Below are 23562 nucleotides of genomic sequence, written 5' to 3' on the forward strand. Positions count from 1 at the left end.
GCGTTAGCTAAGTTTCTGCCGCATGCGCCGGCTGTAGGCCTCGAGCTTCCGTCGCTCGGCTTCGGTTAATGAATCCATCCCGGACTGATTGACCTTTTCGAGAATGCGTTCCGCTTCTTCGTCGGAGTCGTTGTAGGGATCGAAGTCCTCTTCTTCGGTATGAATCCGAAGTTTCGGTCGTGATCGCATCGACCATTTTGGCAAAGCCAGCTTGCTGGGGATGAACTGACTCATCTGGATGCCGCTGAAGTAATAGGCAAGCCCAAAGCCAATCCCTGCCAAGTGAGCGGAATAGGCGACGCTTTCGTCTTGGCCGAAAATATTCGAGACAAGCATGAACACGCCGACAACCCAGGCCGGCACTGGAATCAGAAAGCCGAGGTAAACCGTCATCTTGGGATAGAGGCACACGAACAAGGCAAAGATCGTGGAGATCGCTCCAGAGGCACCGACCATGGCCATCGCCTGGCCGTCAGGACCGCGTGGGATATCGCCGCCGAACGCGAGAAGCGTCGCCGCGTTCCAGATGATCCCGCACAGGACGACGCTGACGAGATAGATCTTCAGGAACTCCGCTTTGCCGTATCGCATTTCGACGAACCGTCCGAACATCCACAGAATGAACATGTTGGATAAGATGTGCCAGATGGTATCGGTCGAGTGGAGAAAGCCGTAAGTCAGGTATTGGTACCAGAGGTACGGTTTATAGATCGTATCGAGGTGCGTACCGAAGAAATTGATCAGATTCAGCTTCAGGGCCCAATCGACGAGGAATATGCCCACATTGATGTAGAGCAGTAGCATCGTGGCCGATTGTCCTCCGAGGGAGAACGACATCTGCCCATTTTCTTCGCGGTAATATTCCCGATCGTAGAGACCCATTGCCCAACCAAAACAGAATTCTGTGATAGCGCACGCCCAGACTTCCCTGCGCGTTCATTCAAACTATCTTAGGTGCGCCGCTGAGAAAAGTGCAGTGCGGCTTCTCTGGGAGCGATTTTGCAGGAAGCTGCAAAACCATGCAGAGTGATAGCTTAGCACGCCTGGGGAGAATCGACTATTCGTCCAAAACTGCCCGCCTGATGGACTCTCAGGCGGATTTGGCGTGGCAAGGTGGCTAATTTAGTAGACCAAAGTCAGCGAATTAGGATCTGCTTTGTCCAGTTCTTCCTGGCCTAGCTTTCGCATGATCGCATCGCTAATTCGCTGAAGTTCGTCCACAAGCGTCTGGTTCGTACGGTACAAGCGACTGTTTTCCTTGAGGGTCTCCGTCAGGAAGTTAAGCAGTTTCTGCTTGTACTCGGCAATCTGTTCTTGCTCGTAAACCACTTTCTGCTTGTCGGCTTGCAGATTGGTCTTTTCCTGGGTTCGGTAGGCGACGACGTCTTTCGTGATCGCTTCCGATTCCTGCAGCATCTTGATGTCTTGGTTAAGCGTGTAGGCCATGTCTCGCATGTCTTCCACTTGCGCCTTAAAGGCATGGAACTGGAAGGCAAAGTCGTTCAGCGGACGTACGTAGACTTTCTCGTCCACGGTGACGATGCCTTGGTCGACAAGCGATTTGCCAGGATCGCGGGAGACCGAAAGAACGACTTGATCCCCTTTGCTAAACTTCGTGGGCTCGCCCTGTTTCAGGTATTCCGCAGCAGCCAAGCCAGAAGCGGGCTCGAATTCTTGGGTCACGCCAACGGTCGCGGCCTGAGCATCTACCGGAACTTCGTAGTCTTGCTGGAAAGTGACTTTGCTCATGACGGCAATTTCAGGATCGTCAGGTCCAGCGGGTTGGCCGCTGCGCTGAAGGCTGGTGACCAGTTCGTTCTGCAGTGCCTGAGGAAGGCTCATCCGAGTGCAGGCACGTTTGATCAGTGTTGCCAGCTTTTCTTCTTCCATTTCGTCGAAGACTTCGTAATCGTCGACTGGCATTTTGTCGTACAGCATCCATTGGCTGGGAAGTTCCAAAGCTGTCTTTTGAACGCCATCCAGCTTTGTGGTCGATTCAACCGTCAGATTATTTCCTTGGATGGTACGGACCACGAATTCTCCGATGAAGTAATCGGGTACGGTGATCGTTGGATCGTCAGGATAGGGCATCTGTCCGAACGCATAGACGATATCGTCGGGGGCGAGCGAACGCTGAGCAGGAGCAGGCGCCGGAGCTGCTGCACCGCTGCCGTCGTTAGCTGCTGGAGCTTGAATCGGTGGTAACGTCAGGCCGACTTGATTGTTGTTGATGGCACCGCGGGTCACGTTACGCCACAAACGACCACGGTCGTACATCACGCGTTTGAGTTCCGCTTTGGCACCGACGAGGCTATCGGTCGGATTTTCAGCCGACTCCAGCCGTCCAGTTTGTGGATTGACGGTACGACCCGATTCCAACATTTCGACTTGGGATACGGCTTGATTGAGCTCTTTCTGGCGTTGTTCGGCCAACTTCTTCCAAGACGATTCGGTCTTGAGCACGGCGGAAGCCAGCACCAAATAGGCGAAGGCAGCTCCAAACGTCAGGAACAAACCCAACACATGCAGAACGTTCCAGTTGGCCGCGTTCAGGTACGAGAAGATCCCGAACAGCAGAACGAGCACGGCAATGACAATGTAAAAGACGGTCATGTGGGCTTTGGTTCTGGGAGGTGACGGTCGTGACAGTAACAGAAAAGGGACATGCTGGATCGAGTTTCCCGGCGAACCATCCCCTGCTAACCACAGGCAGTTCGCGCAAATCCATCCGTGTATTGTAGTTCAGACCCAGGACTTTTCACGGAAAATGCCATGGCATTCCGGAGAAATCACCATGAGATCATAAATTGGGAAGTTTGGGTCGTCAATGATCTTCGCCAGAGGGGTTCCAGCGATAACCTCAAGTAACGGAAAAGCTTAGGTCACTATTCCAGGGTTTGGCAGGTCGGATAACCGTTAAATTCGTTCAAGTCTGAACGATTCTAGGCCGAAACGATATCGATAGCGGAACGTTCTCCCCCGGAATGGTTCGCTACCGAATGATTTTCGACGCTCTGCTTCTATCCGATGTAACGATGATAGGGGGTAGGGCGTAGCCGCTGTTTCAGGGAAGAGATTCCATGGCAAGCTCGGAGCGTACCCAGCCGCAATTTGCGGTAGAGCTGATACGTATGGCCATCGAGATGGCTTCATGCGAGAAGACAATGCGGACCGCGATCGCGGAAGTGGTCTCGCCGTTTTCTTTGTCCGAGAACGCCTTTTTCATTCTCGTCTTGTGTCAGCAGAATTTGGAGCGGCCGTTGCCGCAAGCCAAGTTGGCCAAGACGGTGGGGCTCTCCCCTGCTCAGCTGAGCAATCTGGTCGAACAGCTTCGGCAAGATGGCTGGATCGAATCAAGTCGCGATTCTAACGATCGAAGGCGTCAATATTGGACGCTAACGAATGCTGGAAACCGTCGGCTAAACGAGATCCTGCCCAAATTTCACGAAGCATGGCAGTTCGATCAGTTACCCGTCGATCCGCGAACGCTGCTGGATGGTTTTCGGCAACTGGTCGCGCTGTTGGGCAACACAACAAATGCCCGGCCTGTCGTATCGTCGGTTTCCCCTGTTAAATCCCACGCCGCATAGGGAATAGGGCCAGCATGCGAATCAAAACCAATCGAAATCGTACCGCACTCCGCCGCACGGCTCAGCCTTCGTGCTGGATCGCCTTGATGCTTTTAATGAGTGCGTTGTTTGTTGTGGGCTGCCACTCCCCGGGCTTCTATCGCATTCAAGCAGATGACGAAGCCTACATGCTGGTCACCGAGAAAAACCAAGACCCACGGTGGCATCTCGATCGGATCACGATCGAGCCAAGTCCTGAATCTCGGATGTTCGATCCGTTCAATCCTGATTGTCCGCCGATGCCACTGGACGATCCGGCCTCGAATCAGTACATGCACGTGGTCGATCACAAAGATGCCTACTGGGGCTGGGAAAAAGATGGCGTGACTGACGAAGTCGCCAACCCCAACTGGATGGCTTATTTGCCGCTCAGTGAAGAAGGAGACTTGGTCTTGAATGTCGATCGCGCTGTCGAGATCGCCAGGGTCAATTCGCCTACCTATCAACGGGAATTGGAAGATCTGTACCTTTCCGCATTGGATGTGAGCTTCGAGCGTTTCCGGTTTGATGCTCAGTTCTTCGGTGGTTATGAAGTCTTCTATACGGCCGACGGTCCTGTCCGCGGCGGCGGTGACTCGTCAAGTCTTCTGGAAGCCAATACACGCAGCATTCAGATGGAAAAACTGTTTGCGACGGGTGGCCAATTGGTCGTTGGTTTTGCGAACAGCATGATGTGGGAGTTCTCAGGGCCGAATACCGATTCGGTGAATAGCCTGATCGACTTTTCGCTTGTTCAACCACTTTTGCGTGGGGGCGGACGCAAGGTGGTTCTCGAAAATCTAACCCAACAGGAACGTGATCTCTTGGCTTCGGTGCGTGACATGGAGCGATTCAATCAGGCGTTCTATCTCGATATCGTTGCCGGTCGTGGTTTAACATCCGGGCCTCCGTTTAGTGGTGGCGTTCCATCGACCGGACCGACTGGTTCGTTCGGAGCCGGCGGCTACTATGGATTGCTGCAGCGTCAACAAACGATTCGTAACCAGGAAAGCAACATCGCCTCGCTACGCAGCAGCCTGGCTCAGCTGGAAGCATTGTTTGAAGCGGGGCGAATCGACTCGTTCCAAGTCGAGCTGACACGTCAGTCGCTGTTCCAAACGCAAAGTTCGTTGCTCTCGAACAAAACAACGCTGGCGAACTCGCTCGATCAATTCAAAATCGACATGGGGCTTCCGCCGGAGTTAAACATTCAGCTGGAACGTGATCCATTCTTTGACCAGTTCAACTTGATCGATCCGGCGTTTACCCCGGTAACTAATAAGCTGAACGATATTCAAATCACCGTAGGTAACTCGATTATCGAAGTCTTGCCTGACCCTGAGCAGCTCGATCCGAATCAGCCTGAGCCGGTTTTGGTTTGGGACGAACAAGTCGAAGCTCGTTTGAAGGCTGTGCAAACGCTTACTCAGCAGTTGAAGGTCATCCTGCAATTGGTTGAGGAAGACTTCTTTCCCTTGGTCGAGCAAGATGTTGATCGATTGGAGGCTGCGTTGCCGAGTCGAATCGAGGACCTGGGAGAGATTACCGACAAGTTGGCCGGCTATAGCGAAAACGTTCAGGACGAAACCGTCTCAGGCGGCGTGTTGAGTACCAAGCGTTTGGAGGAATTGCCGCCCCAGTTGCGCGACGTTTTGTCCGACTTGAAGGTTCGGTTTGCTCAGCACAACACGATTCTCGATCAAATCAATCAAAACGTCGGACAGCTGATTCAAAATGGCCCTTCGCTTCCGTCGAAACAGTTATATGAAGAAGCACGTCTTGCGGTATTCGATCCGGTGCCAGACGAAATCACAACACTCATTTCCGATGTGCTTGGATTGTCGCTCGTTCAGGCCCGAGCTCGAGCCGAAACGGTTACGTTGGTCCCTGTTGATATCTCCTCGGAAACGGCCTTGGATGTTGCCCGGGTTTACCGGCTTGATTGGATGAATGCTCAAGCCGCGTATGTCGATTCCTGGCGAAATATTCAGGTCGTCGCTAACGACTTGATGAGTGATCTCGACATCGTCTTCACCGGCGAACTAGGCAACATCGGTGACAACCCTGTAAAGTTCAACAGCGACAATGGCCGCCTACGAGCAGGTCTCGAATGGGATGCTCCTCTGACGCGATTGGTTGAGCGGAATAACTATCGACGAGCTCAGATTCAATATCAGCGGACGCGTCGCGATTACTATCAATTCCGTGACTTTATCAGCCAGGGGCTTCGCGACACGATCCGAACGCTTGATCTGAACCGAATCAACTTCGAACTGCGTCGTGCTGCGGTGCAAGTGGCTATCGCTCAGGTCGAACGAACACAGCTTCGCCTGCAGGAACCAGCGAAGCCGAATCAAAACAATCAGCAGTTCGACTCGAGTACAGCTCGTGACTTGTTGAATGCGTTGGATAGTTTGCTTTCCGCCCAGAACGACTTCCTTTCGGTCGGCGTGAATTACGAAGTCTTACGACGTGGTCTCGACATCGATATGGGGACCGTTCAGCTGGATGAGCGGGGCATCTGGGTCGATCCAGGCCCGATCGAAGGTTCTTACTGGGAAGATAAGCTACAGGAAATGCAGCTTGATCATGAGATTCCCGAGCTGTCGGAAATGTCGGATCTCGACTCAGGCGTTCCGGAAGATATCAACACGCCCCAAGAGCTTGGGCCACTCGAAATGGAGGGAGCACCCCCAGTCGAGTTGCCACCTCCGGCGGAAGGGCTTCAACCAGCAGAAGCCCAACCTTTGATGCCAAATTTAGAGCCACCGAAGTAGTTCGCTCCGAAAGCGGCGGCTACCCTGGTTACCTATTTGGCGTATGCCTCCTGGTTTAATGAGAGCCGACCGTTGTACCTAAATGATGGCTATTGCTCACGTTAGTTAATAAACTGATAGCCGTTTTAACAATCTTTTCGAAGGTGAGAGAATCTTTTGTCACTTCGCGGGGTTATATCTCGGTGAAGTACTTCGGGAGTCGATCAATAACCACGAGGCGGTGATCCGTCGCTTTGAATTTCGGTAACTCACTTCTAGACAATGGTTTAGGGGTGGGGGTTCGTGCAGAATTGCCGAATTTTAGAGGTGATCATTTGTCCGTTGTTTGATAGAATGAAATGTGCCCACCTGGCGCACTCCCATCCTTCTATTGATTTTGTGCATGGAAATCCATGGTTAGGTCCATGCATCCTACCTTCGTTGAGAAATGTCCATGGCTAGCAATACGTCTAGTTCGCTTTGTTTATCTCGAGGTTTCGCCACTTCTCGCAATCGTCGCGCCCGGCGTGGCTATTTTGCGAAGGCGGCCGTTGTATGTCTCGTGATTGCTGGGGCCGCAGGATACTACTTCTATTCCAGCGGCAAAAAAGCCCCTGTCATCGAAGACGAAATGTTCCATCAGGCTTCGCTGGGAAACTTTGTCCACGATGTCGTTGAGAAGGGTGAAGTCGAGAGCGCCCGAAACGTCGACGTGATGTCGGTCGTTCGAGGCTATCGTGATCTCAACAGCTTTGAAATCTTGTGGGTGATCGAAGAAGGCAAAATGGTCGAGCCAGGCGACGTGCTGGTTCGTCTCGATTCTGCGGCACTTGAAGAAGAAGCCAAGCTGCAGCGTCTCGATCTTAGTGGCTCGGTGGCTGGTTTGTCCAAAGCCCAGAACGAGTTGGAAGCCGCTCAGATTGCGATGAAGGAATACGTCGATGGGCTGTTTGTCCAAGAGAAGCAAGAGCTGGAAGCGGAAATCACCTTCGCCGAGGAAACGCTCCGCCGTGCTGAAGAATACTACGCTTACAGTTCGCGTCTCGCTGCGAAAGGCTTCGTGACTTCGCTGCAGTTGGAAGGTGATAAGTTTGCCGTTCGTAAGGCCGAACTCGAACGCGATAATGCCAAGCTGAAGTTGCAAGTTCTCATCGAGCAGACCAAGGAAAAGAAGATCAAAGAGCTGGAAAGCGCGATCGGTGTCGCCAAGGCGGATCTCGAATCGGCCAAAGAACGAAACTCGATCGAGCAGAAACGACTCGACTTTTTCCTTGAACAAATCAAGAACTGCACGATCACTGCTCCAGCGTCAGGCCAAGTTGTTTACGCCAACGAACGTGGTAACCGTGAAGCATCGGAGTTCATTGTCGAGCCAGGTTCTTCGGTTCGTGAACGCCAAACGATTATTCGACTGCCGGACTACAGCGCGATGCAGGTTCACGTTCTGATCAACGAATCGCGTGTCGCACTGGTCGACGCCGGCATGAAGGCGACCATCACGCTTGATGCTTTCGATGGCGTGTCGCTTGCCGGTACGGTCACTAAGGTGAACGAATACCCGGAACCGATCAGTCGTTTCGGAGCTCAGGTCAAGCGTTACGCTGCAGTGGTGACCATCGACGGAACGCCACGGCAGATCAAGCCAGGTTTGACGGCAAACGTGGCCATTCATGTTGAAAAGCAAGACAACGTATTGATGGTACCTGTTCAAGCGGTCTTCCCTTACGGCGACGACTACTACTGTATGGTTCGAGCCGGCGAAGAGATCGAGCCACGCAAAGTCGACGTTGGGTCGAACAACAATCGATTTGTCGTGATCAACGGTGGTTTAAAGCAAGGCGAGTTCGTCTCGTTGAGCCCGCGACGCTTGGTTGACTCGGTCGAGATGCCAGAGCTTTCGCCTGAACAGTTGAATCCTCAAGATGACGCTAACGGTGCCCCTAGCGAAAGTGGTCCGCAGAAAAGCCCTGGGGAATCAGGCCCTGCTAATCAGGGCACGCAGCTGGTTGACAAAGTTTTGCAAAACTTTGATGCGAACAACGACGGAATCCTCTCGACCGAGGAACTCTCGGCCAACGGTGGTGAACAATATGTCAGCGCTGATCAAAATGGCGACGGACAAGTTCAACGCGAAGAATTGATTGCGGCAACGAGCTCCAACGAAGCCCTTGAGGAAGATCCTGTCCGCATTGCAGAGGATCAGTCGCCACAACCTGTGGGAGGCGCTCAGTGAATTACGCCACGCGCGTAGTTGACCTCAAGAAGATCTACCACCTCAAAGGCGAAACGGTTCACGCACTGCGAGGGATTAATTTTGATGTTCCCGAGGGTGACTACGTTTCCATCATGGGAACTTCCGGCTCCGGCAAGAGTACCTTGCTGAACATGCTGGGGTGTCTCGATCGTCCTACCTCGGGACAAGTTGTCCTGGGTGGCCGTGACACAAGCACGCTGACCGACGATCAGCTTTCGCAGCTGCGTGCCTCTCGCATTGGTTTCGTCTTTCAGTCTTACAACTTAATTCAACAGTTGACGGTGATCGAGAACATCGAGGTGCCGTTGTTCTATCGCGGGCAAGTCACCGCGGCGGATCACAAACGAGCCCGGGAATTGGCACGCATGGTAGGGCTCGGCGACCGAATGGGGCATCGACCGACGCAGCTTTCCGGGGGGCAGCAACAGCGTGTTGCTGTAGCGCGAAGCCTGATCAATAACCCTGACTATATCCTTGCCGACGAACCGACGGGTAACCTCGACTCGCGAACGACCGAGGAAATCCTGCAGCTGTTTGAAACGCTCAATGATCAAGGACGAACCATCATCCTGGTCACCCACGAAGATGATGTGTCGCAGCATGCCAAGCGGGCCATTCGTCTGATGGACGGTGGGATTCAAGAGGATCGCCAGGTCGAAGACCGACGCTCGGCCAACGCCGTGGGGACGATGGACACTTCAGCATTGAATTTGATGTAACGCCGAGGAACGCTTTCCCATGCTTGGGCTACGAATTTGGAAACTTGGAATCAAAAGTCTGCTGCTGCACCCGATGCGGTCGCTGCTGACGATTCTTGGTATTTTCATCGGCGTCGCAAGCGTGATCTGGCTGTTAGCAATCAGCGAAGGAATAAGCGCAAAGGCTCAGCAGCAAATTGAAAAACTGGGCGCCGAGAACATTATCGTTCGCACCGTGAAGCCTCCTTCGGAAGCGATGTCCGAACAACGCGGGCCGCTGACGTATGGCTTGAAGCGGGACGACTGGAAGCTCTTAGATGAAACGCTGCACTCGGTCGAGACGGCAACACCAATTCGCGAGATTCGACGTCAGTTCCGTCGTGGACCGAATCAAATTCATGGGCGTCTTGTCGGGTGCACGCCGGCCTATGCACGGTTGAATCATCTGGAAGTTCAACCTCGCCGAGGTCACTTCATTACCGATGTCGAAGTCGAAGAAAAGTCGAACGTCTGCGTGTTGGCTGCCGAAGTCGCCGACACGCTGTTTGGTTTTGAAAAGCCAATCGGCAAAACGGTTCATGTGAACGACGACATCTACACAGTTGTCGGGGTGCTGAAACCGAAGGCTGCAACCGCCGCTGTCGGTGGTAGTTTGTCTGGGCAATCGTTCGACAAGGATGTTTACGTACCGATCAGTACGCTGTGGCAGCGGATCGGAGATCATATTGTGACGATCGAAGGGGGAACGTTTTCAAGCGAAATCGTCGAACTCAATCAGGTCACGCTGAAGATCGCCGAGTCGGAACAAGTCATGAACACGGCCGAATTAGTTCGGGAAAGTCTCGAGCATCACAACACGATGCGTGATGTTTCGGTGGTTGTTCCGCTAGAACTGCTGGAGCAGGCCCGGCAGACCAAATTCATGTTTATGGTATTCATGGGCCTGATCGCTGCGATCTCGCTGTTGGTGGGTGGTATCGGCATCATGAATATCATGCTGGCAACGGTCACCGAGCGTACGCGCGAAATTGGTATTCGCCGAGCCTTGGGGGCCAAACGGGGGGATATCATTCGCCAGTTCCTCGTTGAAACCATTGTGCTATCGGTGGTGGGTGGGCTGACTGGGGTGTTGGGCGGTTTGTTGTGTATTCCAGCGGTCGATTTTGCTCGATTCCTGGCCAATTCGTACGATCCTGCGATGGTGGCCCAGTTACCAGACTCGATCCGCGACGTGCGACCTCAGATCGTGCCACTATCGATTCCATTGGCGTTCGGTATCTCCGTGGTCGTCGGGGTCGTCTTTGGGCTCTATCCGGCAAGTCGTGCGGCAGATCTCGATCCGATCGAAGCGCTGCGAGCCGCCAACTAACGGCATCCCCTTAGATGCCCATTCTCTCATCCGCCGAAGTTCGGTATCCTGATACGTTCTTCGCGATACGGATATTTTCTCTAAGTTCCACAGTTTCATACGATCAGGCGGCAGCGGATGGCCAAGAAGAAAGCCCCCAAGAAGAAGGCGGCACCCAAGACGGAAACCAAGGGGAAGGTTGATCTTAGCAAAAAAGATGTCTACACCATGAAGCAGTTGGTCGGTTTGGCCGACAGCGTGGTGGCGGCAGCTGGTCGTGTCCGTGATCCGAAGATGGACATTCCGACACGAAGCCTCTCGAACGTGCGATACAACAAATCGCAGCGTATCATCGAGATGGGAAAGAACACGACCGGTCGGCAGTTGTTCAACTTGAACCAGGCCAAAAGCTATATGCAGACCATGCTGGTTGGCAGCGGCTGCAAGAGGCTGATCGAAGAAGGCAAGTCGACCAGCATTCGAGGTCTCTATTACCTGCTCAAGCATACCATCGCTGGGACGAAGGAAGAGACATTTGCTGATCAGGCCGAAAGCGATCCGATTATCGAAGACGTCGAGGTCTTGCTGAACGTCCTTCGCGAGGAGTTGCACTTGTACGCCCAAAAGAAAGGGGACATGGTCGGCAACATTGTCCTACGTGACAAAGGGGACGAGATCGACTGTTCGCGGATGGGGAGCGGCGGCTACGGGATTCCATCGATCGTCGAGCCGGAAACGATCGAGTTTGTAAAGTGCGAAGCCGATTTTGTCCTGCATGTCGAAAAAGGTACGGTCTGGCAGCGTTTCAACGAAGACAAGTTCTGGAGAACGCACAACTGTATCTTGACGCACGGCGGCGGTCAGCCATCTCGTGGTGTTCGCCGGCTTCTGTCTCGTTTGAATAACGAATTGAACCTGCCGATTTACTGCGTGCTCGATAATGATCCCTGGGGGTATTACATCTACAGCGTGATCAAGCAAGGGTCGATCAATCTGGCTTACGAGTCAAAACGGATGGCTGTTCCGGATGCCAAGTTCATCGGGCTGCGGTCGATCGACTATGAACGCTGCAATCTTTCGCCAAGTGTTCAGATCGCGTTGAACGATTCTGATCGCAAGCGAGCCAAACAAATTGCCAGCTATCCCTGGTTCGAGCATAAAAAGACTTGGCAAAAGGAAATCCAGAAGATGCTCGAAAACGGCTTTAAGTTGGAAGTGGAAGCGTTGATTAGCCAAGGGGTGAGTTACGTTACTGAAGAGTACGTTCCGGCTCGCCTGGCAGAACGCTCTTGGCTTGACTAATTGATTTCCGGCTCCGACGAAGTCCATCAACAGAAACAATGAGTACGCATGATTGATCGAAATGACTTACCTGCTGAACTCGCAGACTTTCCGGCCGTTGCCAAAGTACCAGTTCAATGGGGAGACATGGACTCGTTTCAGCATGTGAACAACATTGTTTACTTGCGTTGGTTTGAGACCTCTCGAGTTCGTTACTTGGAAGTGTCCGGTCTCAATCCCATCATGGAAGCGACCGACTGTGGGCCAATTTTGGCTTCGGTCCACTGCAATTATCGCAAGCAACTGCGCTATCCCGACGAAGTGTTGATTGGTGCACGGATGGTGAAGTTGGGCGGCACCAGTATGAAAGTCGAGCATGTCGTCTACAGCGTCAAACAGCAGCACATCGTGGCTGATGGCGAGTCAGGCGTCGTTTATTTCGATTACGCCAACCAGCGGCCAATTGTTATTCCCGATGAAGTTCGCCAGCTGATAACTAAGACAGAAGGCCGCGAACTTTAGTCGCCTTCAGGCTTAATCATCGTTGTTGCGGCCACGTCGGCGTTCACGAGCTTGCTGCCAATTTTGGGGGCCACCGTTGCCTTGGAGATTGGGTTGAACGTTGCCGTTCGGCTGGCCATTGGGATTGGGCTGCTGTTGTTGCTGCTGAAGCTGTTGCGGGTCTTGCTTTTCTAAAAGGCGATTGAGCAGTTCCCGCATTTTGTCGCCGCCAATCCCCGTCTTAAGATTCACGATTCGAACCGTCGAAACTGGCTTGGCGGCTTCGTCGATTCGTTTGACCATGTCCATGACGAGCTTCATCAAGCTTTCGCCTTCGGTCGAAATCAGCAGCGTGTTTGAGATGTCGTCTACGCCAATGGAAAGCTTGCCGTTGAAAGCCGAGCCACTGCGAGGCAGCAAGCTTGCCGCTGATCGGTCATCGCGATCACGATCTCCATTTTGCTGCTGAGGTGCTTGAAGCGATTTGTCATTGGAAGACAGCAGATCTCGAAAGACTTCTTTGACCGATTCCGCAATTGCGGAGGCTCGAGAGTAACGCACCGCATAAGTTGCGTTGAGACGTTTCGCTTCTTCAACGACAGGCTCCGGCTTGTCGTAAAGCTTGATCAATTCGCGGATGGTTGCCAGTTGCTCGGTGCTCGCGTTTTGGACCAGGATCGTATTCGTGTCCGCATCGGAGAGAAACTTGATCGGGGCCCGCTGGGAAAGCCGCCGTGAGTCGTCTTTGTTGTCGTCACGGTCCATGCTCCAGAACCAAGGGACAGAGCTCTCCTCTTCTTCCTCTTCCTCGAAGAAGTCTTCCAGGTTCCACCGAACATAGAGTGCGGGAGCATGCTTCAGTTCGAAAACCTCGTATTCTTTGGGCGGTGGAGTGATTTCGGCGAGTACATCTTCCAGCAAGTCGAGTGCGGCGGGGTTGTCGGAGGCAATTGTCACCCGACCGTTTTCGTCGACTTGAATTACTACAGGCTTGTCCGATGTGGCCCCGTCAGAGTCTTTTGCGGGGGATTCGTCTGGGAAATAACGCTGCATCAACTCTTCCTGAGAAAGGCCCTCCAGCTTTTCGCTTGGGGCATCGGATGTTTCTTCGGTGACTTCCTCAGCTTCATTCTGCATGACCGCGGCCAAGTGTACCGGGACATGAATTTTGGGACGATGCGATACCGAGCTGTCTTTTTCAGGCTCTGTCGTTTTCGTTTTCTCTGAAGGCTTTTTCTCAGTAGGCTTGGCTTCTGAGGTGTTCTTTTCCTTCGGCTTGGCTGTTTCGACTTTGAGTGGGGCGGAAGAAATTTGGGGCCAGACCTCTTTGAGCTTTTTCAGCATCTCTTCGGCCGACTCGCTGGAACCAAAATCGAGTGAGCGTAGTTTGCTTCTTTCTGCCAAACCACCGGCAGGGATTTCGCCGAGTTGAACCAATAAGTTCTCGACCGATTCCAGCTCGATTTCATTCGCCCAGAGCAGAAGCCGATTGTTTACTACGTCGGCATCGACACGGAATTTATCCTTACTCTTTTCTTCTTCCTGTTGACGCCCGTAGCCATAAAACGAGTAGTAGCCGCCGCGACGAGAGTTATTGTCGTCTTCCTCTTCTTCGCTACCCATCATGAATTGAATCGAGCCTGCGACGTAATCGGCTTGAAGTCGCCGCAGACGAATGACTTTAAACTGCCGTCCGGTGCCGTCGAGCTTGCTGATTAAAGATTCGATGGTGATCTGATCTGCGGGAGTCGCGTAGGCAATCAACGCTTTGTTTTTGTCATCGGTCACTAACTGCGTCGACGGATCGAGATTGCCTGCTTGAAGCAGCATCGCTTGAAGGGCTTTCGGATCGAGCTGAGCCAGGCGATAAACTTTCACTCGCTGGAAATTAGCCCCGACAGTCGCCCCTGGTTGCGGAGGCACATCAAACATCTTCACCGCTTCCGCAATCACGACCAACTTATCAGGCGGAGCGTTCGCGATGATGCTGTTTTGCCGCGAATTAATGACCAGGTGGATTTCATCGTTTCCACTGGGACGGCGGCGCGATTTGTTGCCGGAGTTTTGCTGTTGCTGCATTTGCTGCATCATCTGCTGCTGCATTTGTTGCACCTGCTGCATCATTTGCGGGTTCATCATGCCACCGCCGCCACCGCCTGATTTACTGATACCTAGCAGCGATTGAAGCTGGGTCATCACATCTTCGGCTCGTGTATAGCGAAGGTAGAACTCGTGAACTTTCGACGAACGGACTTCGGACGATTGTTCCTCCTGTAGGACATGCTGAATCTCACGAAGATTGGAAACTACGTCGAGCACTTCAAGGCGATTCGAGGTTGCCAACGCCGACATCGCCCCGTGCTTGCTCAACATCGGTTTCAGCTCTTCAACAGCATCTTCGGCAAGCAGCCAGCTCAGCGGAAAAGAGACTTTTACGAACTCGTGCGTATCGCGATATCGTAGATCTTCCGGGTGAACTCGGGGAACGCGGGCCGGGTTCAAGCCTTCCAGCTTGGCGACAACAAGCCCTTCTTGCTGCTTCAAAATGGTGTACCCGCGCGTCATGAGGCGTTCGTTGATCAGGTCACGAACTTCATCAACTGAATAGGCACGCTGCGTTGTGAGATTGAGATAGTCGCCTGGCAGCTCTTGCCAATCCAAGCTGGCGTTGGAAATATCGGCCAACCAATCGAGCACATCAGGCCAGGCTTGGCCGCGGAAGTTGAACCGCACCATTCCTTTTTCGTCTGGGCGTACTTTCAGTTCTTCTGGATCGGCAGGCTCGGCCGGATCATCTTTGCGTTGAATGGGGCCTTTGTTCTCGCCCATCGGATTGTCCGTCGGCTTCGCGTCCCCTTTTTTCTCGTCGGGGTTTTCGCCTTCGGGCATCGGATTGGGTTTACCTTCAGCCGGTTTGGCGCCTTCCGAGTTGGGCCTTGGTCCGGGACCACGAACCCTGCCTGAAGGGCCTGAATGCATTTCGACTGGCACAGCCTCGCGGCTGATAGACGCTCCTTCTTGCGCGGAAGCAAGTTCCGATTGGACTGCGGTAAGCGTTAGAGCAGTAATGAAGCCTACACAAGCAATCGCGTAGGTATTTCGGAACGGCATGGGGCTTCCGATATGGAAGGAGTTTGGATAAGACCTTGGCACTATGAGGATGTGCTCGCCATTATCTTTCAACCGTGCAATGTGATCAACAAATTGCCAGTTATTTCCCCTAAAATGCGGGAGGTTAATATGCCTCTTAGGGATCTGGCACAATCTAAGACGAAGCTCGACCTATTTTGGTTTCTTGCCGCCGCGATATCTTGTGCGGCAATCGCAAGAACTTAAGGTAAGGGCTGCCAAAACGTAGTTGCTGCTTTAAATGGTCTGCATTGCTTGCGCAAGCATGTCACAAAACGTCGCAAGTTTTGCCATGGTTTCGCGGAACTTTCGTCGGTAAAAGGTCATCTACCATTTCAGCAACACGATGGCTCGCTAGACTGAGATCGGGCGACATGGCATAAGTTGCTATTGCAAAAGACTTTAGGTGATTTCACTGGCTTCCACATTTGCCAGCATTTCGGCACGGTATCATGAGTTTGCAGCTAAATGACGAACTTCTTTCGGCTTTCCTAGATGGGGAAGTTTCGGACGAGGAACGTTTGCAAATTGAAACCGCGCTCAAAAATTCACCAGAATGGCGTACTCGGTACCACCAATTGGTAGAGACGGTGAACGCCGTTAGGACCATTCCTGAGTCGCCGTTGCCTCGCGATTTCTCGCAGGACATTCTCGCTCAGATCGCCGCACGGCAGCAAGTCGATGGCCAGTCAGGCCGTCCAGCTCCGGTGGTTGTCGCGGAAAGATCAACCTCTTCGGTCAGCCAACGACGTCGCAGTTCGTCATCGTCCAGCAATTCAATCTGGATTACGGTTGCGGCTTGTTTGCTAGTGGCTGTCGGGCTTGGTATTGCGATGCAGTCTGGCATCTTTGGGACTTCCCAAGATCCGAAGCTCGCTCAGCAAGATCCCCAAGTTACGCCAGGTACACTGCCGGATGATCGTGCTGTCGCATCGACCGATCCTGTCGGCGACCCTGTGAAGCCTGACGAAGAAGTCAATGACGGTAATCGTTCGCCATTCCCAAGTGTGGAAGAATTGGCCGGACAGCAAAACAATGCTCCAATCATGGATGTTCCAACCGACGATCCATCGATGGAACGAAGTCCGATTGGTATTCGAGTCAACGTTCGCACGAAGCCAGGCGAGATGAAAAAGCCTGATGTTGGCATGGCTCGCCCTGCCGCATTGGCACGTTCGGTATTCAATTTGGATCCTCAGGAAGATCCTGAACTCGATCGTATCGATCTGATTAATTTCCAACGAGACGACGTCTTGGAAGAGATCACCTCTTGGGTCGATCTGAACGACGATGGTCAGGTTTCGGACATGGAAGCTCAGCAAGCCTGGATGCGATTCATGCAGACCGAAGGCTCTGTGCCAGCGTTCAGTGAAGAAGCGCTGTTCGTTATCGATCAAGACATGAATCAAAAGATCTCAACGGCTGAATTCCATTTGGCGGTTGCCTCGTCGCGTTGGCATACCAGCGAAAGCATGCGGAAAGTTTGGTACCGTTTGGATGCCAATGCCGATGGTGTCTGGTCGCAAGACGACTTCGCAATGAATGCTCGTTTCGCACCCAAGGGCATGCCATCGCTCGCTCAGCAGCTTGCCCAATGGCACGCTCTTGTCGATCGTTCGCGCGACGGAAAAGTGACGCGACTGGAGTTGGCGTTGTCGTCGGAGCAGATTCAGTTGCTACTGAAAAACTGGGAACAGAAAATTCTTAACCCTAAGACGTACGATCAAACCACCGCGCTGATGAGTCAGTTCGACCGCGATGGAAACGGGCAGCTAGCAGGTCGCGAATTGATGCGTCTGAAAGAAAAGCATCAAGCTCTTGCACCTCAGCTTGAAAATGCGGGACCCAATGGTCTTTCCGCATACGAACTCTATCTTGCGATCGAAACGCAGGAACTTTGATCAACCGTTGAACAATAACTGTTCGCCGAACTATTTGGCCTGCGGTGAACCGTACCCGACTTTCTGCGGGTGTCGGCATTCGAAGGGAAAATCGCTTTCTTCGAGGCGATTGATGCATAGAATTACGACGCCGTTCCAGTAGCCGGCCAGCATGCTGTGAATGGAGTGAAGGAGAGTCTTGTTGAAACATCGATGTTCGCGGTGTGAAAGCCGTATGTCGATTTTCAACGCACGGGGGAACGTCGTAGATGAGTTATGGAGGCGAAAGCGTCGAGCAGGATTCAACCGATTGGTCGATTCTGCATGCTTCATCTCGCGCTGAAGAAAGCCGCACCGAATCAACGCCGCGAGCTACTGCCGATGCGGAAAAAAGATCAGCCCAGCTGCCATCTTGGGAGCCAGAGGCGTTGCGGTCTTATCTTGCCGAAATGGGCAAGATTCCGCGACTTACTTCACAGCAAGAGCAAACGCTAACGTGTCGGGTATCGGAGGCCCGCCAAAGTTACTTGCGCCGTCTCTACGGCTGCGGAATTGTTTCGACAGTGGTTTGCGACCTGCTTGTCGAAGTGGTTGAAGGATCGCGGCGTCTTGATCGAACGCTGGAAGTCACCATCCAGGGTGCCGGACAAAAGGCACAATTGCTGATCAAAGTCCGCGAAGCGATCGAACAACTCACCGAAACGGTTCATCGAAATCGTTACGACTTTCGTGTTGCCATGGATGTCGACGAGCAGTCTTCTCAGCGGCGTCAACGCGCCATCGAACGTCTCATGCGGCGACGGCATGCGACAGCATGCTTTCTGGAAGGCTTTGGCCTGCGAGAAAAGTTTTTGCCGCAGTGGCATCGCGCGGTCGAAGAAAAGCTGACGCAGTTAGATTTGCCGAACTCGTCTGCAGTGAACACGCCGGACAGTATGTTTGCGATGCCCATTTCTCCGGAAGGGATAGAGCTGTTCGAGCTTTATCAGGAAACGCCAGGTACGTTGGCGTTTCAGTGGCCGAAGATCGAAGAAGCCCACCAGGTATATTGCCAGGCGAAGCAGGAGCTTGTTGCGGCGAATCTTCGTTTGGTCGTCTCGATTGCCAAGGGCTATCGCAATCGCGGCATGAACTTTCTCGACCTCATTCAGGAGGGCAACTTGGGCTTGATGCGTGCCGTCGAGAAATTCGATCAATCGCTGGGCTACAAGTTTGCAACGTATGCGACGTGGTGGATTCGTCAGGCAATTTTGAAGGCAATTGGTGATCAGAGCAAGTTGATTCGCGTCCCTGTGCGGATGCAGGAACGCATTCAAAATGTGCTGACCTCCAAGGCAGAGTTTCGTCTGAAAGAGAATCGAGATCCAACGATCGAAGAGACCGCTCGGCAGGCAAACGTTGCGGAGAAAGATGTCTTACATGCGGATACGCTGACGCGAGGACCGCTGTCGCTGGACGCGAAGCTGAACGACGACGATGAATTCGCGAATATGCTTCCTGCACCGATGGATGGTGCTGTTATGTCGGAAGCGGGCCATGCAATGATTCAAAAGGTGTTGGCCAAAGTCCTCGGGATACTTAACGAACGCGAGCAAGAGATTCTTTGTCGCCGCTACGGTATCCGAGACGGGAAAACGCAAACGCTTGAAGAAGTCAGCCAGGCGTTTTCGCTCACGCGAGAACGAATTCGGCAGATCGAGATCGCCGCCCTTCGAAAGTTGCGCAAGTCGAGTGCTTGTGCGCATCTGGAAGAATGGATCGACGATCCCGTTCCGCTGTAATTGTCGTTACCAGGCGTCGCATTCGTACGAAAGCTGACGCAGATAATCGATTGCCTCTTCCAGTTCGCTGCAGTCAACGCCGACTTGCCGACCTTCGCGATCGCAACGGGCCAATAAGATTAGCTCGTCGTAGTCTTCCGACTCCTTAAGCCGTCGTTTCGCTCGAGCCCCGATCGTGCCATCCAAAACGAGTTGTGCTTCCATGTGATGAGCGATCAGCCAGTGGGTTCGCTCGGTAATATCGGTCCCTAATGCTTCGAGGCCTGCTTCGACATGGTCGTGCGGGTCAATCGCTTTTCCAACATCGTGCAGCAGTGCCGCCAGCAGAAACTCTTCGTCGTATGGCAGTTGGTCTCGGGCTAAGTCGAAGACCTGTAAGCTGTGGTACAGGGCATCTCCTTCCGGGTGCCACTTAGGGTTTTGCTTCACGTTTTCCAGCGGAAGTAACATCGCTTCGTACTGCAGAAAACGATCTACTTGATTCTCGACGGCTGCGAGGCCTTCTTCGTATTGCTGCGGGTCGTAGGTGTCTTTTAGAAACTTTTCAAACTCAGGCAGCGTCATTCGCTCTTGAGGTTTGCCGGTGATCGAACTTTTCGAAACGACCGAGGCATCCTTTGTCGCACGAACGGTTAGCTCGAAAGGATATTCCTCGCGGACATGGATATGCGTATAGACCCCAGCGGCGCCGGGCTTATTGACATGTTTGCGCTGGAAATCGAAGCGAATCCCTTCGTTTTCCAAAGCTGCGGTGACCGAAGAGATGCTATCGCTGAAAACATGCAAGTCGATGTCCGATCCGCGGCGAACATGGCCGGTCAGAACACTGCCGACAATCTTGGGGCGAAATCGATCGAGCAGGCGCATCATGCGAAGGCCCTCCAGACGCATCGCCAGCAGATGATCAAGCCGCGTGTCCCCTTCAAACATCCGAGCCATCGACTGAACTTCGTCACGAATCTCGGAGTTCGTTGGCAGGTCGGCTTCTTTGACCCAGCCTCGTTGGACACGTCGGGCCGCTTTCATTTTGGCCTGATAATACTCCGACTCCGAACGATCATACAAAAGACGCGCAGCCTGATGGGCAATCTGGCGGCGCAGTTTCGACGGTTGTGCCATGAGAAACAGCCAGTCAATTCGCTGGCAGGTCGGCGAGTTACAAAAGAAAAAGCATCCTGGCCGACAACAGAATGACGCTGCTCATTATACACCAGCGACAAAGAAAGGTTCGCATAGAAGCGTTGCTGTCAGCATGTCTGGTAGGCTACGTCGCACCGCGCCGATCCGGCAACCAGGTGCCCTCTCCCGACAACCAAATCACCGGCCGGCAACGGTGCGCACGTCAGCCGCAAGATAGCTCCTCGCGGCGACTATGGAGGCAACATCCCAATCGGGGTTATCCCGGGACATGTTCCAAAAGACCACTTTTGGGCCGTTCGGTGGTTTATCGGTAGATAACGAAGAGGGAGGTCGAGATCACAGCGCCACGGACGGAAAAATGGGAAGCAAACAGCATGCCGCACCTCTTAAACCCTTAGGTGGTCATACTTTGGCCACATGTCGTAGGCACTGACTGTACCGAGAGTTAGATACCGCGGGCGGTGATTTTGTGACCGCGATTGTCCTAATTCTTCATGCTTACTGCTTCGCATGCGCGCCTGGGATGCCTATTTCCGGGGCAACGCTTCGCAGGAAAGTCTGTGCCTGCACGGGGCTCTGCGGAAGGGTAGAATACGTCGAAAGAATTCGTCCCCATTCATCGAAAGAAAAATGGCTATGCGCCTCGCTAAGTTTATCGGTACCCACGGAAGTCCGGCGGTTGGTTTGATTCGGGAAAACGAAGTCGTTCAGTTTTCAAACCAAGAGGTGAACGACTTATTCACGATCCTGGATGCGGACGATCCTGTGCAAAAGGTCGAGCAGTTACTTCAAAGTGCGCAGGATTCCGTACCGTTGGACAAAGTTGTCCTGCTGCCGCCGATCGATCAGCAGGAAGTCTGGGCAGCTGGGGTGACTTACAAGCGAAGTCAAACGGCACGCATGGAAGAGTCCGAAGCGGCGGCCGACTGTTACGATCGTGTTTATGTTTCGGATCGTCCTGAATTGTTCTTCAAAGCGACACCACATCGTGTAACAGGTACCGGACAAACGCTGCGAATTCGCAAAGATTCCAAGTGGAATGTTCCGGAACCGGAATTCGCTTTGGCCCTGAATTCTCGCGGGCAAATCGTCGGTGTCACGATCGGTAACGACATGAGCAGTCGCGACATCGAAGGAGAGAACCCCCTTTATCTTCCGCAGGCAAAAGTTTATGACCAATGCTGCGGATTAGGACCATGGGTGGTACTGGCTTCCGAGTATTGGAAAGAGTATTCCGAACTCGGCAAGATCGAAGTGCAGCTCAGCATTACTCGGTCTGGCAGCGAAGTGTTTCAGGGCGCAACGAGCCTCGATCAATTGGCTCGATCGTTGGAAGGTCTCGTGGAATATCTCTTCCGGGATCAGCACTTTCCACGTGGCGCGTTTCTGTTGACAGGAACTGGAATTGTGCCTGACAACGACTTCACGCTGCAGCCGCAAGACATCGTGAGCATTCAAATCTCTGGCATTGGCACCCTGACTAGCGAAATCGTTCAGGGTTAAGTCAGGCCATTTTGTATCGGGAAAGGTTATCGGATTCATGGCGGCTGAACAGGTTCTCATCGGCGGTAAATGGCGCGACGCGAAGCATACCGAAACGTTCCAGGCAGAGAACCCCGCGCTGAAGGAAGCACTGCCGGAGCAGTACCCTGTCAGCAGTTGGGAAGACATCGACGAAGCCTTGGAAGCAGCGGCTGTGGCCTACACGGAAATGCGCCGCATGGCGGTCGAGAAGGTGGAATTGTTTCTCAATCGTTTCGCCGAGCTATTGGACGAAAACAAGCAGGCGTTGTGCGAACTGGCCAACAAAGAAAGTGGGTTGCCGGTCTCGCCGCGATTGCTTGATGTCGAGATGCCACGGACGATCAATCAACTGCGTCTCGCCGCGAGTGCTGCCGTCGAAGGAACCTGGCGTGCCGCAACGATTGATACGAAGACGGGAATTCGCTCCTGTTTTTCAGGGCTGGGGCCGGTTGCTGTCTTCGGTCCGAATAACTTTCCGCTCGCTTTCAATGGAGCGTCCGGAGGGGACTTCGCCGCAGCCGTTGCGGCTGGAAATCCGGTCATTATCAAAGCCAATCCTGCTCAGCCAGGCACAACGCGTGAGTTGGCCAAGCTGGCTCATCAAGCGGCGGATGAAAGTGGATTGCCGCCGGCTGCCGTTCAGCTGGTCTTTCACATGGCGAACGAAGATGGCTTGCGATTGGTGGCCGATCCACGCTTAGGTGCGGTCGGTTTCACCGGAAGTAAAACGGCGGGCCTCAAGCTGAAGGAAGCCGCCGACCAAGTTGGCAAGCCGATCTATCTCGAGATGTCGAGTGTAAATCCGGTTGTCATTTTGCCAGGCGCACTCGCAGAACGTGGCGATGCTTTAGCAGGCGAATTTCAAACAAGCTGTTTGATGGCGGCCGGACAGTTCTGTACGAACCCCGGGCTGGTCATCCTGCTAGAAGATGAGCACTCCGGCAAGTTCATCGAGACCGTTAAATCAGGCTTCGCTTCCGCACCAAGTGGCACCCTTTTGACCAAGGGCGTTGAAGCTGGACTGACGCAAAATTTGAAAGTGCTTATCGATGCTGGCGCGGATGTCGAAGCAAGTGGAAGTGGCGAAGGATCGTCGTCCGGATACACTTGCCCGAACACGCTTTTATCGGTAACCGCTGAGAAGTTTCTCTCCAATACGGAAGCCTTTCAGACCGAAGCGTTCGGTAATTCTTCGCTCATCGTGAAGGCCAAAAACCTGGCCGAAGTTTGCAGTGTCATTGACTCGCTGGAAGGCAATTTGACCGGCACGATTTACTCCGAAACGCAAGGAGCAGACGATCCGGCCTACGATCAAGTTGCTCATCATTTGCGACCAAAAGTGGGGCGTTTGATCGACGATAAAATGCCCACGGGGGTTGCCGTTTCGGCGGCGATGAACCATGGCGGACCGTTCCCTGCGACGGGGCATCCTGGTTTTACCGCGGTGGGGATTCCGGCTTCGATTCATCGATTTGCGGCGCTTTATTGTTACGACAATGTCCGCGCTCACCGACTGCCACGCGTCCTTCAAGACGAGAATCCGACCGGCAAAACGTGGCGGTTTATTGATGGAGAATGGACGCAAAAAAGCGTCTGATTCGCCCATTTGTGCGTACGGTTGTTCAAGAGGTCGGAAATACTTCTTGTAGACTGTGCGCACGT

Annotated in this window: 15 protein-coding genes; 11 read left to right on the forward strand and 4 right to left on the reverse strand. The window is 53.2% G+C overall.

Annotation, left to right across the window (positions count from 1 at the left end; genetic code table 11):
- Window positions 1-3: 3 nt before the first annotated feature.
- Entirely contained in the window at window positions 4-837 is an 834-nt protein-coding gene (locus tag LA756_RS21345) for a rhomboid family intramembrane serine protease (RefSeq protein ID WP_224436750.1), read from the reverse strand.
- A 285-nt stretch (window positions 838-1122) separates the two neighbouring features.
- Window positions 1123-2613, reverse strand: coding sequence for a hypothetical protein (locus LA756_RS21350; RefSeq protein WP_224436751.1), 1491 nt, complete (start codon window positions 2611-2613; stop codon window positions 1123-1125).
- 467 nt (window positions 2614-3080) lie between these two features.
- Here LA756_RS21350 and LA756_RS21355 point away from each other — a divergent pair, with 467 nt between their 5' ends.
- From LA756_RS21355 to LA756_RS21385, 7 genes are all read left to right on the forward strand, one after another.
- Window positions 3081-3590: a MarR family transcriptional regulator gene (locus LA756_RS21355; protein ID WP_224436752.1), complete on the forward strand. Its 510-nt coding sequence runs from the start codon at window positions 3081-3083 to the stop codon at window positions 3588-3590.
- A 14-nt stretch (window positions 3591-3604) separates the two neighbouring features.
- A complete protein-coding gene (locus LA756_RS21360; RefSeq protein WP_224436753.1) occupies window positions 3605-6385 on the forward strand; it encodes a TolC family protein in 2781 nt (926 codons plus the stop codon).
- A 433-nt stretch (window positions 6386-6818) separates the two neighbouring features.
- Window positions 6819-8597 carry an HlyD family efflux transporter periplasmic adaptor subunit gene (locus LA756_RS21365; protein WP_224436754.1) on the forward strand — a complete coding sequence of 593 codons (1779 nt, stop codon included), beginning with the start codon at window positions 6819-6821 and terminating at the stop codon, window positions 8595-8597.
- Window positions 8594-9337: an ABC transporter ATP-binding protein gene (locus LA756_RS21370; RefSeq protein WP_224436755.1), complete on the forward strand. Its 744-nt coding sequence runs from the start codon at window positions 8594-8596 to the stop codon at window positions 9335-9337. The genes LA756_RS21365 and LA756_RS21370 overlap by 4 nt, the downstream gene beginning before the upstream one ends.
- Window positions 9338-9356: 19 nt before the next feature.
- Complete coding sequence (locus LA756_RS21375) at window positions 9357-10685, forward strand: ABC transporter permease (RefSeq protein WP_224436756.1); 1329 nt, start codon at window positions 9357-9359, stop codon at window positions 10683-10685.
- 117 nt (window positions 10686-10802) lie between these two features.
- Window positions 10803-11966 (forward strand): DNA topoisomerase IV subunit A, encoded by a 1164-nt coding sequence (locus LA756_RS21380; RefSeq protein ID WP_224436757.1) that lies wholly within the window; start codon window positions 10803-10805, stop codon window positions 11964-11966.
- Window positions 11967-12014: 48 nt separating this feature from the next.
- Window positions 12015-12467: a thioesterase family protein gene (locus tag LA756_RS21385; RefSeq protein WP_224436758.1), complete on the forward strand. Its 453-nt coding sequence runs from the start codon at window positions 12015-12017 to the stop codon at window positions 12465-12467.
- A 12-nt stretch (window positions 12468-12479) separates the two neighbouring features.
- Here LA756_RS21385 and LA756_RS21390 read toward each other — a convergent pair whose 3' ends face one another.
- Window positions 12480-15557 (reverse strand): secretin N-terminal domain-containing protein, encoded by a 3078-nt coding sequence (locus LA756_RS21390; RefSeq protein WP_224436759.1) that lies wholly within the window; start codon window positions 15555-15557, stop codon window positions 12480-12482.
- A 470-nt stretch (window positions 15558-16027) separates the two neighbouring features.
- On the opposite strand from LA756_RS21390, the gene LA756_RS21395 reads away from it, so the two are divergent.
- Both LA756_RS21395 and LA756_RS21400 read left to right on the forward strand, forming a co-directional pair.
- Window positions 16028-17476, forward strand: coding sequence for a zf-HC2 domain-containing protein (locus LA756_RS21395; RefSeq protein ID WP_224436760.1), 1449 nt, complete (start codon window positions 16028-16030; stop codon window positions 17474-17476).
- A gap of 248 nt (window positions 17477-17724) precedes the next feature.
- Window positions 17725-19236 (forward strand): RNA polymerase sigma factor RpoD/SigA, encoded by a 1512-nt coding sequence (locus LA756_RS21400; RefSeq protein ID WP_224436761.1) that lies wholly within the window; start codon window positions 17725-17727, stop codon window positions 19234-19236.
- A 6-nt stretch (window positions 19237-19242) separates the two neighbouring features.
- Here LA756_RS21400 and LA756_RS21405 read toward each other — a convergent pair whose 3' ends face one another.
- Window positions 19243-20355 carry an HD domain-containing protein gene (locus LA756_RS21405; RefSeq protein ID WP_224436762.1) on the reverse strand — a complete coding sequence of 371 codons (1113 nt, stop codon included), beginning with the start codon at window positions 20353-20355 and terminating at the stop codon, window positions 19243-19245.
- A 657-nt stretch (window positions 20356-21012) separates the two neighbouring features.
- Here LA756_RS21405 and LA756_RS21410 point away from each other — a divergent pair.
- Both LA756_RS21410 and LA756_RS21415 read left to right on the forward strand, forming a co-directional pair.
- Window positions 21013-21879 carry a fumarylacetoacetate hydrolase family protein gene (locus LA756_RS21410; RefSeq protein ID WP_224440419.1) on the forward strand — a complete coding sequence of 289 codons (867 nt, stop codon included), beginning with the start codon at window positions 21013-21015 and terminating at the stop codon, window positions 21877-21879.
- Window positions 21880-21916: 37 nt separating this feature from the next.
- The gene (locus LA756_RS21415) at window positions 21917-23497 is read left to right on the forward strand and encodes an aldehyde dehydrogenase (NADP(+)) (RefSeq protein ID WP_224436763.1); all 1581 of its coding nucleotides are present in this window, start codon (window positions 21917-21919) and stop codon (window positions 23495-23497) included.
- Window positions 23498-23562: the final 65 nt, after the last annotated feature.

Origin of the sequence: Bremerella sp. TYQ1, assembly GCF_020150455.1 — a bacterium.
Taxonomy (GTDB): domain Bacteria; phylum Planctomycetota; class Planctomycetia; order Pirellulales; family Pirellulaceae; genus Bremerella; species Bremerella volcania_A.

What these genes read in the sequence shown, in the direction of transcription:
- LA756_RS21345 (WP_224436750.1), bottom strand. Translation starts at nt 837, where the DNA reads ATGTCGTTCTCCCTCGGAGGACAATCGGCCACGATGCTACTGCTCTAC.
- LA756_RS21350 (WP_224436751.1), bottom strand. Translation starts at nt 2,613, where the DNA reads ATGACCGTCTTTTACATTGTCATTGCCGTGCTCGTTCTGCTGTTCGGG.
- LA756_RS21355 (WP_224436752.1), top strand. Translation starts at nt 3,081, where the DNA reads ATGGCAAGCTCGGAGCGTACCCAGCCGCAATTTGCGGTAGAGCTGATA.
- LA756_RS21360 (WP_224436753.1), top strand. Translation starts at nt 3,605, where the DNA reads ATGCGAATCAAAACCAATCGAAATCGTACCGCACTCCGCCGCACGGCT.
- LA756_RS21365 (WP_224436754.1), top strand. Translation starts at nt 6,819, where the DNA reads ATGGCTAGCAATACGTCTAGTTCGCTTTGTTTATCTCGAGGTTTCGCC.
- LA756_RS21375 (WP_224436756.1), top strand. Translation starts at nt 9,357, where the DNA reads ATGCTTGGGCTACGAATTTGGAAACTTGGAATCAAAAGTCTGCTGCTG.
- LA756_RS21380 (WP_224436757.1), top strand. Translation starts at nt 10,803, where the DNA reads ATGGCCAAGAAGAAAGCCCCCAAGAAGAAGGCGGCACCCAAGACGGAA.
- LA756_RS21385 (WP_224436758.1), top strand. Translation starts at nt 12,015, where the DNA reads ATGATTGATCGAAATGACTTACCTGCTGAACTCGCAGACTTTCCGGCC.
- LA756_RS21390 (WP_224436759.1), bottom strand. Translation starts at nt 15,557, where the DNA reads ATGCCGTTCCGAAATACCTACGCGATTGCTTGTGTAGGCTTCATTACT.
- LA756_RS21395 (WP_224436760.1), top strand. Translation starts at nt 16,028, where the DNA reads ATGAGTTTGCAGCTAAATGACGAACTTCTTTCGGCTTTCCTAGATGGG.
- LA756_RS21400 (WP_224436761.1), top strand. Translation starts at nt 17,725, where the DNA reads ATGAGTTATGGAGGCGAAAGCGTCGAGCAGGATTCAACCGATTGGTCG.
- LA756_RS21405 (WP_224436762.1), bottom strand. Translation starts at nt 20,355, where the DNA reads ATGGCACAACCGTCGAAACTGCGCCGCCAGATTGCCCATCAGGCTGCG.
- LA756_RS21410 (WP_224440419.1), top strand. Translation starts at nt 21,013, where the DNA reads ATGCGCCTCGCTAAGTTTATCGGTACCCACGGAAGTCCGGCGGTTGGT.
- LA756_RS21415 (WP_224436763.1), top strand. Translation starts at nt 21,917, where the DNA reads ATGGCGGCTGAACAGGTTCTCATCGGCGGTAAATGGCGCGACGCGAAG.